The following is a 13,274-nucleotide window of genomic DNA, read 5'->3' as shown; positions in this document are numbered from 1 at the left end:
GACATGCGAATTATCTCTTTATTTATACTTATTCTGTACGGCAATATATATGCTTATTCACAACAAGTTTATCGAGGGACTGTAAATGACAGTCAGACAGGTAAAGGGATAGAAGATGCTGTTGTATCACTGCTCAATGAACAGATGTTGATAATCGACTTTACCTATACTGATAAAAAAGGGGATTTCCTTATTTCCTCTGATTCAGTTCCCCACTGCATCATGTTGTCACATATAGGATGTGAAAAGCAGATAATGCCAGCAATGAAGTTCAAGAGCGGAAGTACTTTTATCCTTCAAAATAAAGGATACAAGATTAAAGAAGTAAAAGTAACGTCTAAACGCATTATTGAGCGGAAAGACACACTGATATATTCCGTCAGTGGATTCCAGATGCCACAAGACAGAACCATTGCCGATGTGCTGAAGAAAATGCCAGGCATAGAAGTGCTCCCATCGGGACAAATCAAGTTCGAGGATAAAGCCATCAGCAAACTATACATTGAAGGGATGGATCTTATGGGTAACCGTTATTCGCTTGCCACTAATAACTTGTCAAACAAAGTCGTAAAAGAGGTTCAAGTTTTAAGAAATCATCAAGCCATATCTGTACTGCGAGGCAAATCATTCAGTGAGCAAGCCGCCTTGAACCTGGTGTTGACGGATGATGTACGCTATACATTTTCAGGCAGTGCAGATATAGGTATCGGATATTCCGGCAATGATGAGTTGGTATGGGATGCACGCCTTGTAGGACTGTTCTTCGGAAAACGGCAACAGAATCTGTCTATCTACAAAACGAATAATATCGGCGAAGATGTCAGTGATGAAGTTCGCTTGCAAAGCGGAGATGATAATGTCGAGGATATCTCTATCGAGCCTTTATTGTCTGTGCCATCCATATCCATACGGGGAATAGACGAAAAGCGCTATTTAATGAACCGTAGCCATTTGTTCGCCGCCAACCATCTTTATAAGATAAGCAGCACTTCCAACTTGCGAGGGCAATTTACCTATGTAAATAAGCAGGACAAACAGAAAAACGACAGATTTTTGTCTTATTTTTATCCCGACGGAAATATCACCATACAAGAAGATGACAATCTGTCGCTGAATACAGAATGCTACACTGCCGAAATGGATTATCAGTTGAACGGCAACAAAAAATATATCCGCAACTATATGGTCGGAAATATAGAGAACAATAAGGTCGGTAGCTTTATTAACAGCAACAATACCCTCATTAATGCAACAACGCAGGTCAAGAGAAAGGACATATCCAACTATTTCCAACTGATTGGCACTTACGGAAAAGGTCATGTACTGAAAATTCTATCGAACAATTCTTTTCATGAATCCCCCCAGAAGATGATTGTATCTCCGGGTTTATATGAAAAGGTGATAAACGCTGGAAAGCCTTACGACGCATTTATGCAGGATGGCTATTTACGCTATTTTCATTCTCATACATCAACAGAACTGCAACTTAAAATTGCCGGATTCTATGCCAATATGCAGGTAGGAGTGGAATATCATAATCAGAAGATGGGTTCGGCACTATATTGTAAGGAGAACGACGAAATATACCCGACAACGGCTGACAACTTCGTCAATGACCTTACTTTTATGGATACCAAAATTTATAGCACCCCCTCCCTGCGATATAAAAATTATCACTGGGAATTGCGATTGGATATTCCTATATCCTACCATAAATACCATCTTAACTATAAAAAGGAAGGTGAAAAAGAGAATATACATCGTGTTTATATAGAGCCTTTATTCAACGTCACTTATGAACTGAATGCTTATTGGAAACTCATCAATGCAGTTAATTTCAGCTATCAAATACCGAATATCAATTACTTCTATACAAACTATATATTCACAAACTATAGAAATGCCTTTAACGGTAGCAGCTTTTATGATTCCAGATCGCTTGTTTACAATCTCGTTCTTAAATTCAACAATCCAATGAATGGACTATTTTGGTCAGCGGGAGGCAGCATTATCCCCAATTGGCAGGACAAAATGCTGAGTACGAAGCAAGATGGCATTCTGAGTTCAAACGAAATGCTTGACATCAAGCATCGGAACTTGTATTGGAATGCCCGTACACGACTCTCGAAAAACTTCGGCTGGTGGAAACTCTTTACCGCACTTACCGGAAATTACAGCCAGTCCCAAACCAAGAATCTGCTATCAGAGGAGATAGTGCCATATACAACAAGGAATCTTTCGCTGGCATTCAACTTCTCTGTCCAGCCTTGCAAATATATAAGTATAGAAGGAAGTGAGGAATATTTGCGTTCTGCACTTTCCAGTGAAATAACGCAAGGGGTACACGCAGAGTATTTTCACAGCAACCTGACATTCAATTTATTTCCCACAAGTAGTTGGAGACTAAAATGGGACAACCAATATTTGTTAAGCAGAAAACCTATATATTCTTCAATTTATTTTATGGATATTGGCACTTCTTATTTATGGGGAAAAGTGGAAATAGAGTTTAGCTTCAACAATGTACTGAATAAACGAAATTTCCAACAAACAACTTACTCTTCCATGAGTGAAAGTACAACATTGAATTACTTCCGCCCGAGAGAAATACTGATCAAAATGAGGCTGAATTTTTGAAGTATCGAAAAATTGCCGAGGTACTTACGGAGGAAGTATCTGTAGAGGAGGAGTATAGAAAAAGGCACGAACTACGCAGACTTACAGAAAAGAATTTATCCATCCGTATTGTCTGCGTGATTCGTGCCCGAAGAAGGGTGTTTACTTCACGATTCCTTTGGAATTCCTGATGAAGTTGATGATATTGTGTATCTCGTCACTCATCGGTACTTGGTCTTCAATCTTCTGTAAGGCATCCTGCACGCTGAAGTTTCCCTGGTATACCAGACGGTATGCATTCACGATATGGCGCAACACACGTTCGGTCGCCTGATGCTTGTGTTGAAGCACGGCGGCGTTGATGCCGTGGTACTCTGCCGGGTTGCCGTTCATGATGACGTAGGGCGGCACATCCTTGGCGATGCGGCAGCCTGCCTGAATCAGCACCCAACTTCCTATGTGGCAGCATTGGTGCAGAATAACGTTGCTGCTCAGAATGGTGCAGTCGTCTATCCGGCATTCTCCGGCTACGGTAGTCTTGATACCCAGTACACAATGGTTGCCTATCTGCACGTCGTGGCAGAGGTGTACACCATCCATCAGGTAGTTTTCATTGCCGATGCGGGTAGCGCTTTCTGCATGGGTGGCACGGCTGATGACCACGTTCTCGCGGATATCGTTGTGCTCGCCGATAACCAGCAGGCTTTCTTCTCCCGTATAGTGGAAGTCTTGTGGTTCGGCACCCAGGATGGCATTATGATGCACCTTGTTCCCTTTTCCCAGGCGGGTGCCGTTCAGGACTTTGGCGCCCGACATGATTATACAGTCATCACCTATTTCCACGTTCCCTTCGATAAATGCAAAGGGCTGGATAGTTACATTCTTGCCGATTTTTGCGGCTGAATCTACATAAGCTAACGGACTTATCATAGTAATTAGCGATTAATGATTAATGATTAGTGATAAATGGTTAGTGATTAGGATTTACTATTTCATTAATCGCTAATCACTAATCACTTATCGCTCATTTTATTCTCTTCCTCCTCCAAGCGCTTGATACAGGCTGATAACCGCCTGCATGCTGCTGAAGGTGTCGGATACTTCTGCAAGCTGTGCGCTGAGGTAAGACTGCTCGGCAGACAAGACTTCCAGATAGGTCGACGTGCCTAAGTTAAACAATTCTTTTGTATCTGAGGCAGCTTGGCGGGCAGAATTTACTTGAATAGTGCGTGAAACAGCTTTGTCCTTCTCCATTTGATACAGATGCAGGGCGTTGCTCACTTCATTTCCGGCATTCAGCAGGGCGGTTTGGAACTGAATCTTAGCCTGCTCCTCTTGTGCCTTGGCTTGTTTCAGACGGGCAATGTTGGCACCGCGATAGAACAAGGGTTGCGTCAGCGAACCGATGGCGGAAGCCAGTAGTTTGCCCGGGTTGACGATACCTGCACCGGAGTTATTGGTCCAGCCTCCCGAACCGCTCAATGTAATCTGCGGGTAGAAAGCGGCACGGGCGCTATTGGTGTTATAGTAGTTGGCAGCCAGTGACATCTCGGCAGCTTTCACGTCCGGACGGTTGGATAGCAACTGCAAGGGGATACCTACTGAAAATTCCGTAGGCAGCTGTTGCTCTTCCAGCACACCGCGTGCGATGCTCTGTGCCGGTTGGTGCAACATCAGGCAGAGGGCGTTTTCGGTTTCGCGTATGCTCTGGCGTATGTCGGGCAGTGATGCCATAACTTGAGCGTAGGCAGTGCGGCTCTGCTCTACGGCAGCAGAAGTGGTTCCGTAGATGCCTGCATCTTTCATGGCTTGCACGGTCTCCAGGTTCTTTTTCAGAATCTCGACGGTGCCTTCGGTGATTTGCAGTTGGCGGTCTAGCATCAGCAGGGTGTAGTACATGTTGGCTACGCCAGCGATGACTTGCGTCTGAACGGCTTGTTCGTAGAATTGCGTCTGCTTCAAGCTAACCTTTGCTTGTCGCTTCGGGTTCAGCAGTTGACCGAAGAGGTCGACTTGCCAGCTTGCGGTGACGGGCAGGGAGTAGATTTGTGTAGCCTTTCCCTTGTCCCAGCTGCTGACGGTTCCTTGCGGAGACAAGGCAAGCATCGGAGCATAGGCAAGGCGGGCAGACATCAGTGCGGCTTGTGCTTGTTTCACGTTCAAGGCGGCACTGCGCAGGTCACCGTTGTTGGTGAGTGCTTGCTCGATAAGTGTCTGCAGCTGCGGGTCTGTGAACACTTCTCTCCAAGGCAGATTACCGAAGTTGGCCGTATCTGCGGCTAATGTATCGTTCACGGACGCCGTGTCGCGATACAGTCCGGCAGTTGTTATGTCTTCGGGTCTGTCGTATGATTTGTAGATGTGGCAACTGCTCAATAAAGCAGTTGCGCACATCAGGCATATTATTTTCTTCATAATCGCTAATCGTTAATCACTATTTTGTATATTGTTCAATCTCCGGTTCTGCATCCGAGTTGTCCACATCTTCCCATTCCATCGGCTTGAATTTCTCCTGCAGGTACTGGAATGCCACGAACAGTGCGGGCACTATGAAGATTTGCAGAATCATACCGATTAACATGCCGCCGATGGCTGAAGTACCCAGCGTGCGGTTACCGTTGGCACCCGCGCCTGAAGCAAACATCAACGGAAGCAGGCCGACAATCATTGCCAACGATGTCATCAGGATAGGACGCAGACGGGCACCTGCACCCAGCACGGCAGCCCACGTGATGCTCATGCCCATCTTGCGGCGGTCGAGGGCGAACTCTACAATCAAGATGGCGTTTTTGGCCAACAGACCCATCAGCATGATAAGGGCAATCTGCATATAGATGTCGTTGGACATGGTGCCCAGAATCATTTTCAGTGCAGGAATGTTGCCCAATGAACCGATGCCGCTGACAAACAAGAAGCTGCCTAGCAAACCGAACGGCACGGAGAGCAATACGGAGAGCGGAAGGATGTAGCTCTCATATTGCGCGCTTAGCAACAGGTAGACGAACACGAAGCAGAGCACAAAAATCAATCCCGTGGTACTGCCGCTTGTTTCGGCTTCTTCGCGTGCCATACCGCCAAGTTCGTAGGCAAAGCCTGCAGGCAGGTTCTCCTTGGCTACTTCTGCAATGGCTGTCAGTGCCTGGCCGGATGTATAACCGTTGGCGGGAGCTACCATTACCTTCATGGATGTATAAAGGTTGAAACGGCTGATGATATCAGGACCGTATACCTTCTTGATAGATACAAACTGAGTGATGGGAGCCATTTCGTTGCCGTTGCGTACCTTGATACTGGAGAGCGACTCCAGATTCTTGGTTGCGTTCGGTTCTGCCTGAATCATTACACGATACATTTTACCGAAGCTGTTGAAGTTGGAAGCGTAAATACCTCCAAAATATCCCTGCATGGTGCTGAGGATGTCACTTGGGCTGATACCTGCTTTCTTGCAGGCGGCTGCATCGATATCCAGCATATATTGCGGGAAGTTGGGGTTGAAGCTGGTTTTTGCGGAGTTGATTTCCGGACGAGTTTCCAGGGCGGCGGTATAGTTGTTCACCACGTCGAAGAAGTGGTTCAGGTCGCCACCGGTCTTATCCTGCATGTTCAGCTCGATATCACTGGATGCCGAGTACCCCGGAATCATAGGGGGAGCAAAGAACAATACCTGGGCTTCCTTGATGATTTTCTGTGCACGCATAAAGAGTGTAGCGTAGACCACCGTTGAATTCTGCATGGTGGAACGTTCTTCCCAGTTCTTCAGTTTGATGATGAGCGAACCGTAAGAAGGTCCCTGACCTCCGATAAAACTGAAACCTGAGATTACGGTACGCGATTCTACTGCCGGATCGGCTGCAACAAGACTGTCCACACGGTTAAGCACTTCCATGGCACGTTCTTGTGAAGTTCCTGGAGGAAGAGTCACTACTCCCATAATGGTACCGGTATCTTCATTGGGCACCATACCTGTCGGTGTGATGTTCATAAAGACTACCAGCAGAATGATGGAGCCTACAACAATACTGCCCGACAGCCACTTCTTTTGTATGAAACGCAATACTTGCTTTTTATACTTGCCTAGAATGTTATCGTAGGAAGCATTGAAAGAGTGCTTGAATTTGTCGGTGGTCATGCCTGCCAGTGCAAGGATGCTGATTACAATCATAACCATACAAAGTATGGGATGATTCTCGAAACTGAATAGCCCGAAAATCATGCCTAAGATAGCAATGATAGTGAAAAGCAGCGTCAGGCTGGGACGCATCATCCGACCGATGGAATCTGCATAACGGGCAATCATGATTTTGCGGGCCTCCTTGGCTGCAACACCCATCCGTTCTTGCACGGTAGTGTCGCTGTTGTGCGGTTTCAGGAAGATGGCGCACAAGGCCGGACTCAGCGTCAAGGCGTTCAGGGCCGAGAAACCGATGGAAATCGCCATGGTAAGACCGAACTGGCGGTAGAACGTACCGGCAGTACCGCCCATGAAGCTTACCGGAACAAACACGGACATCATTACCAAGGTGATGGAGATGATGGCACCGCCCAGTTCGCTCATGGCATCGATGGATGCGGTCCGTGCCGACTTGTATCCTTGATCCAGCTTGGCATGGACACCCTCGACAACGACTATGGCATCATCGACCACAATCGCAATAGCGAGCACCATGGCCGAGAGGGTCAGCAAGTTGATACTGAATCCAATCAGTTTCAATACGAAGAAAGTTGCAATCAAAGCTACCGGGATGGCTATGGAAGGAATCAGTGTAGACCGCATATCCTGCAGGAAGATGTATACTACGATGAATACGAGGATAAATGCCTCGATCAATGTCTTGACAACTTCGTGGATAGAAGCAAACAGGAAGTCGTTGGCACTCTGGGCAATATTGATTTTCAATCCGGAAGGCAGAGTCGTGGAAGCATTGTTAAGTACCTCTTCCAAGTCACTGATGGTTTGTGTGGCATTGGAACCGGCCATCTGGTAAACGATACAGGTCACAGACTTGTGTCCGTTTACCATATTGTTGAAGTTATAAGACAAACGTCCCAGCTCTATGTCCGCTATGTCTTTCAGGCGGAGTACTTCACCGTTTTCAAGTGCCTTGACAACGATATTCTCAAACTCTTCGGGCTGTTGCAGACGTCCTTTGTAGCGGATGGTGTATTGGAAGCTCTGCTTGCCGCGTTCGCCGAACTGGCCGGGAGCCGCCTCTATGTTCTGCTCCGCTAATACGCCGGAAATGTCGTTGGGCACCAATTTGTATTGAGCCATGATGTCCGGTTTCAGCCAGATACGCATGGAGTAGTCCTGACCGAGCACATTGGCATCGCCCACACCGTTTACACGCTTTATTTCCGGAATAAGGTTGATGTTGGCATAGTTCTCTAGAAATTCGATGTTGTACTGGTCGTTCTCATCATAGATGGAGAATACCATCAACATGGAGGTTTGGCGTTTCTGGGTAGTTACGCCGACTCTGGTAACTTCTGCCGGCAACAAGCCTTGTGCCATAGATACACGGTTCTGTACGTTGACCGCAGCCATGTCGGGGTCGGTGCCTTGTTTAAAGTAAATGGATATATCTGCAGAGCCGTTGTTTGCGGCATTGGAGGTCATGTACATCATGTTCTCCACACCATTGATTTGGTCCTCTAACGGTGCAATGACAGAGTTCAATACCGTTTGTGCATTGGCACCCTGATAGGTGGCACGTACCGAAACGGTAGGAGGGGCAATGTCCGGGTATTGTGTGATAGGTAGTGTGGCCAGACCAATGAGTCCCAGGATTACTATCAGGATGGAGATTACCGTTGACAGTACCGGACGGTTTATAAATCTATCTAATTTCATTTCATGAAAAATTAAAGAATTAAAAATTAAAGAATTAAAATGGGATAAGAATCAATGCTGTGCCTGTTGTGAGCAGCTTTTCATTCTCTCAATTTTCATTCTTTTATTGGAATGCCGTTTGAATATTGCCTTCTTTCTGGTCTTTCAGGGCCTTCTGATATTCTGCTTCTTTCTCGGCGGGAGTGATGGGTGTGATACTCTGTCCGTCTTTTAGATTCTGCACGCCTTCGATAACGATTTTCTCGCCTGCTTTCAAGCCGTCTGTTACGTAATAATACTTGCCGTCATTCAGTTTGAATACTTTGATTTCGGTATTCTTTAGGGTGTTGTCCGGCTGTAGGACGAATACGAACTTTTTGTCCTGAATTTCCGTTGTGGCAGATTGTGGTATCATGATGACATTCTCCATTAGATTCGGAAACACGACGTTGCCGGTACTTCCACTACGCAGTACATTGTGCTTGTTGGGGAAAAGAGCACGCATGGTTACAGAACCGGTAGCCTGGTCTATGACTCCGCTGATTGTTTCTACGCGGCCGCTGTCGGCATACATGGTTCCGTCGATGAGCTGCAATTGTACATCCGGCATCTTTTCTAAGATTTCTTTGATGCTGCCGCCTTCACGAATCTGTGACAGGAGTTGGCGTTCGGTCATAGAGAAGTAGGCGTACATTTCGGAGATGTCGGCAACGGTAGTCAGCGGACTGGCTACGGAAGGACTGACCAGGCTACCTACGCGGTAGGGGATGCTACCTACTACGCCGTCACTGGGGCTGGTTACACTGGTGTATGACAAGTTGTTCTTGGCATTGACCAACTGGGCATTGGCTTGTGCCAGTTGCGCCTTTGTTTGTGCCAGCTGGTTTTCGGCCATTTGCAAGTCGTAGTCGCTGATGATGTTCTTCTTGTTCAGTTCACGTTTGTTGTTTACAGTCAGTTCTTGTGTGTTTACGGCAGCTTTGGCTGTTTCAACAGCAGCTTTGGCCGAATTTACGGCTGCCTGATACTGTACGGGGTCGATGCTGAACAACACTTGTCCTTTACGCACTGTCGCGCCTTCGTCCACGTGCAATTTTGTGATGAAACCGCTTACCATCGGGCGGATTTCCACATCTTGTTTGCCTTTGATAGTGGCAGGGTAGCTGTTTGTCAGGTTGGCAGTGGTGGTCTTTGCCTCAATCACTGCAAATTCGGGAGTTTTGCCCGTTCCTTTGTCGCCTTGTCCACAACTGCTAAGCAGTGTCAGGCAACATGCCAATAATACTAATCTACTCTTCATACTCTTTTGTTCTCTGTATAATTTTATATTCTTCTTTTTTCGACTTTTGAAAGGCTGTTTTGTGTGCAATTCATGATTTAGAAAGCAAGGCGGGGAAAAGAAAACTGAATGTAAGCATTCAGTTTTCGTCTACAAAATTATTCTTTTCTTAGTATATAAGGTGTGAAACTCTTCCTTTTTTAACTATGTTTTATACATGGATGAGGGCAACAAGGACATTTTTTGATTAAAATACTGTAAAGCATACCGCTAATTGGTAGATAACCTTTATTTTTGCAGTATGTTAGAACGTAAACGCCATACTAAAATGAAGCCGCTTTTCCGCAGGTTGTTGGGGGGTGTCGGCATAGCTGCCGTGCTGTATTCTTGTGCCAGTGTGGGCCGCATTGAAGGAGGACCTTATGATGAGACTCCTCCGCGTTTTATTTCCGGCACTCCTGCGCCCGGCGCACTCCATTGCAATAAAAATAAACTTTCCATTGAGTTCGACGAATTTATCAAACTTGACAAGCCGAATGAGAAGATTGTAATATCTCCTCCGCAGGTGCAACAGCCCGAAATTAAGTCTAATGGGAAGAAGGTGGTCATCACCCTGCAGGATACATTGAAAGCCAATACCACTTATACATTCGATTTTGGTGATGCCATCCAGGACAATAATGAGGGGAATCCCTTGGAGAATTTCTTCTATTCTTTCTCTACGGGCGACCGTCTCGACTCTATGGCTGTGGCCGGTACAGTACTGAATGTGGCCAATCTTGAACCGGTGAAAGGAATGCTGGTCGGTCTGCATGCCAATCTGGCCGACTCCGCTTTTACCAAACTTCCTTTTGAACGGGTGGGGCGTACGGACAGTCGCGGACGTTTCTCTATCCGTGGAGTGGCTCCCGGCAAGTATCGCATTTATGCCTTGCAGGATGCCGACCAGAATTTTGCCTATTCCCAGCCGACGGAAGTGATAGCTTTCAATGACTCCATCATCATTCCTTCCATGGAAGAGCGCATGCGCCAGGATACGGCTTGGATAGACTCGCTGACAGTAGATACGATTGTAGAACGTCAATATACCCACTACCTTCCGGATGATGTCCTGCTGCGTGCTTTCAAGGAGCTTTCCTTCTCGCAACGTTTCTTGAAGGCCGAACGGTTGACTCCGGAGAAGTTTTCGCTCTATTTCACTGCTCCGGCAGACACGTTGCCTTTATTGAAAGGATTGAACTTTAATGAGGAAGATGCGTTTGTTATAGAACAGCCCACCGGCCGGAACGATACGATTCATTATTGGATAAAGGATTCCTTGCTTTATAAGCAGGATTCCCTGAAAATGAGTATCACCTATTTGTATACGGATAGCTTGAAACAACTGGTGCCCCGTACCGATACTTTGAATGTGTTGGCTAAGCTGACATACGACAAGCTGCAGAAACAGAAACAGGAGGTGAAGGAAAAGGCACAGAAGGAGCGTGAGAAGAAAAAGAAGAAGTTGAAGGAAGGTGAGGTGGAAGAGCCCGAGCCGACGGAATTCCTGGCTGTAGATGTGTATGCCCCTTCTGCAATCGATGTATACGATTATCTTACTCTGTCGTTTACGGAGCCGGTGGCAAGCATAGATACCACCGCTTTCCATCTGAAACTGAAAGTGGACTCGTTGTGGCAGGATATCCCGTTCGACTTTATGCGCGACTCTTTGGACTTGAAGCGTTATAATCTGTTTGCCGAATGGGCACCCGGCGAAAGCTATACATTTGAAGTGGATTCTGCTGCCATACGCGGGTTGTACGGGTTGTTCTCCGACAAGATAAAGAAGGACTTCAAGGCCAAGAAGCTGGAAGAGTACGGGCAGATATTCTTTAATGTGCATGGAGCGGACTCTCTGGCTTTTGTGGAACTACTGGACGGTCAGGACAAAGTGCTGCGCACGGTGCCGGTGGTGGATGGGAAAGCCGATTTCTATTTCCTCAATCCGGGCAAATATGGAGCGCGGCTGATAAATGATACGAATGGGAATGGCGTCTGGGATACGGGAAACTATGCCGAGAAGCGCCAGCCTGAAATGGTTTACTATTATCCGATGGTTCTGGAGCTTAAAGCGAACTTTGATTTGACTCAGGAATGGGATATCAAGGCTAAGCCTCTGGATAGGCAGAAACCGAACGAACTAAAAAAACAAAAACCGGATGAAGACAAGAAAAAGCAAAGCAGGAACAAAAATAACCGTAATGGCAATCGCAACAGCGGTAGGGGCCGTAGCTATTAAGTGGAAGCGGCTGTTTGTTCTGTGGATGGTGGGGATGTGCTGTTTGGGAATCTCCCAGTCTGTTCAAGCCCAGTGTGCCGCCCGAAACGAGGCATTCCAGTCGGGCGAGCACGTGATGTACGACTTATATTTCAACTGGAAATTCATCTGGAAGAAGGTGGGCTTGGCCAGTCTCACCACCAACGCCACGACCTATCATTCCGAGCCGGCCTTTCGCTTCAACTTGCTCAGCGTGGGCAGCAAGAAAACTGACTTCTTCTTCAAGATGCGCGACACGCTGACCTGCTACGTCAGCGACCGGCTGGAGCCGCTTTACTTCCGTAAGGCGGCGGAGGAGGGGAGCCGTCACACGGTAGACGAGGCTTGGTTCTCCTATAAAGACGGTGTAGCCAGTGTGAAACAGCGACGCACCTGGTATAATCCTGTCCGCGAGCCGCAGGAGATGGAGTACAGCGATAGCCGTTGTATTTTCGACATGCTGAGCATCCTGGCCCAGGCTCGTTCCTACGACCCCAAGGATTACAAGGTAGGGCAGAAGATACTCTTCCCCATGGCTACGGGGCGCAGGGTGGAAGAGCAGACGTTGATTTATCGCGGTAAGGAGGACGTCAAGGCGAATAACGACACCGTTTACCGCTGCTTGGTATTTTCTTTCGTAGAGTATAAAAAAGGTAAGGAGAAGGAGGTCATCACCTTCTTTGTGTCCGACGACAGGAACCACCTTCCCATCCGTCTGGACATGTATCTGAACTTCGGTTCGGCCAAGGCGTTCTTCAAGAGTGTCCGGGGCAACCGCTATCCGATGACGTCTGTGATAGGGAAAAAGTAATCTTGTCTCCTTTCCTAAACACACTGGATTCGAAAGTGGCAATCAGTTTTCCTTCCTGGTTGGTGACGTCAATCTGGTAATATCCGGTGGTGCGGCCGATGTAGCGTTCGCGTGCTTCGGCATACAGCACATCGCCCGGTCTGCTACTGCGCAGGAAAGTGATAGTGGATGAAAGAGAGAAAGCCAATACTCCGTGAGAGTTGGCTGCTGCTGCCAGTGCCAGGTCGGCAAGGGTGAAGAGGACGCCACCTTGTGTACGGCCTCCCGCATTGAGATGTTCTGCTGTGATAACCAGGCGTGCCTTGCTGTACCCTTCCTTTATTTCTATCAGTTCTACACCTGCATTCGTGGCGAAACGGTCGTTTTTGAAAAATTCTTGTGCGGTCATGGGGGAGTAATGGTTAATAATTAATGATTAATGGGTGGAAAACATGTAATTCCG

Annotated in this window: 8 protein-coding genes; 3 read left to right on the top strand and 5 right to left on the bottom strand. The window is 47.1% G+C overall.

Translation table 11 applies throughout. The features are described 5' to 3' along the window. Positions 1 to 3: 3 nt before the first annotated feature. Positions 4 to 2,637, top strand: coding sequence for a carboxypeptidase-like regulatory domain-containing protein (locus E5355_RS00355; RefSeq protein WP_136008700.1), 2,634 nt, complete (start codon positions 4 to 6; stop codon positions 2,635 to 2,637). Positions 2,638 to 2,778: 141 nt separating this feature from the next. Here E5355_RS00355 and lpxA read toward each other — a convergent pair whose 3' ends face one another. The 4 genes from lpxA to E5355_RS00335 form a co-directional block, all read right to left on the bottom strand. Beyond that, positions 2,779 to 3,546 carry an acyl-ACP--UDP-N-acetylglucosamine O-acyltransferase gene (gene lpxA / locus E5355_RS00350; RefSeq protein ID WP_136008699.1) on the bottom strand — a complete coding sequence of 256 codons (768 nt, stop codon included), beginning with the start codon at positions 3,544 to 3,546 and terminating at the stop codon, positions 2,779 to 2,781. A gap of 99 nt (positions 3,547 to 3,645) precedes the next feature. Next, positions 3,646 to 5,031 carry a TolC family protein gene (locus E5355_RS00345; RefSeq protein ID WP_136008698.1) on the bottom strand — a complete coding sequence of 462 codons (1,386 nt, stop codon included), beginning with the start codon at positions 5,029 to 5,031 and terminating at the stop codon, positions 3,646 to 3,648. 19 nt (positions 5,032 to 5,050) lie between these two features. Next, on the bottom strand, positions 5,051 to 8,467 hold the full coding sequence (locus E5355_RS00340) for an efflux RND transporter permease subunit (RefSeq protein ID WP_136008697.1): 3,417 nt from the start codon (positions 8,465 to 8,467) through the stop codon (positions 5,051 to 5,053). A 103-nt stretch (positions 8,468 to 8,570) separates the two neighbouring features. After that, positions 8,571 to 9,746, bottom strand: a complete 1,176-nt coding sequence (locus E5355_RS00335) for an efflux RND transporter periplasmic adaptor subunit (protein WP_136008696.1) — start codon at positions 9,744 to 9,746, stop codon at positions 8,571 to 8,573. Between the two features lie 280 nt (positions 9,747 to 10,026). On the opposite strand from E5355_RS00335, the gene E5355_RS00330 reads away from it, so the two are divergent. Beyond that, positions 10,027 to 12,003: an Ig-like domain-containing domain gene (locus E5355_RS00330; protein WP_210434508.1), complete on the top strand. Its 1,977-nt coding sequence runs from the start codon at positions 10,027 to 10,029 to the stop codon at positions 12,001 to 12,003. Next, entirely contained in the window at positions 11,924 to 12,832 is a 909-nt protein-coding gene (locus tag E5355_RS00325; protein WP_136008695.1) for a DUF3108 domain-containing protein, read from the top strand. Before E5355_RS00330 ends, E5355_RS00325 begins: the two co-directional genes overlap by 80 nt. On the opposite strand, the gene E5355_RS00320 is transcribed toward E5355_RS00325, so the two are convergent. After that, positions 12,777 to 13,220 (bottom strand): PaaI family thioesterase, encoded by a 444-nt coding sequence (locus E5355_RS00320; RefSeq protein WP_136008694.1) that lies wholly within the window; start codon positions 13,218 to 13,220, stop codon positions 12,777 to 12,779. The genes E5355_RS00325 and E5355_RS00320 overlap by 56 nt on opposite strands. Positions 13,221 to 13,274 lie beyond the last annotated feature (54 nt).

The organism is Bacteroides muris (ex Afrizal et al. 2022), assembly GCF_004793475.1.
In the GTDB taxonomy this organism is placed as follows: domain Bacteria; phylum Bacteroidota; class Bacteroidia; order Bacteroidales; family Bacteroidaceae; genus Bacteroides; species Bacteroides muris.
Note: the sequence above shows the minus strand (reverse complement) of the source record. Positions and strands in the feature narration are given on the sequence as shown.

Excerpts from the sequence above, each read along its gene's own strand:
- E5355_RS00355 (WP_136008700.1), top strand. The coding sequence starts at position 4 with ATGCGAATTATCTCTTTATTTATACTTATTCTGTACGGCAATATATAT.
- lpxA (WP_136008699.1), bottom strand. The coding sequence starts at position 3,546 with ATGATAAGTCCGTTAGCTTATGTAGATTCAGCCGCAAAAATCGGCAAG.
- E5355_RS00345 (WP_136008698.1), bottom strand. The coding sequence starts at position 5,031 with ATGAAGAAAATAATATGCCTGATGTGCGCAACTGCTTTATTGAGCAGT.
- E5355_RS00340 (WP_136008697.1), bottom strand. The coding sequence starts at position 8,467 with ATGAAATTAGATAGATTTATAAACCGTCCGGTACTGTCAACGGTAATC.
- E5355_RS00335 (WP_136008696.1), bottom strand. The coding sequence starts at position 9,746 with ATGAAGAGTAGATTAGTATTATTGGCATGTTGCCTGACACTGCTTAGC.
- E5355_RS00330 (WP_210434508.1), top strand. The coding sequence starts at position 10,027 with ATGTTAGAACGTAAACGCCATACTAAAATGAAGCCGCTTTTCCGCAGG.
- E5355_RS00325 (WP_136008695.1), top strand. The coding sequence starts at position 11,924 with ATGAAGACAAGAAAAAGCAAAGCAGGAACAAAAATAACCGTAATGGCA.
- E5355_RS00320 (WP_136008694.1), bottom strand. The coding sequence starts at position 13,220 with ATGACCGCACAAGAATTTTTCAAAAACGACCGTTTCGCCACGAATGCA.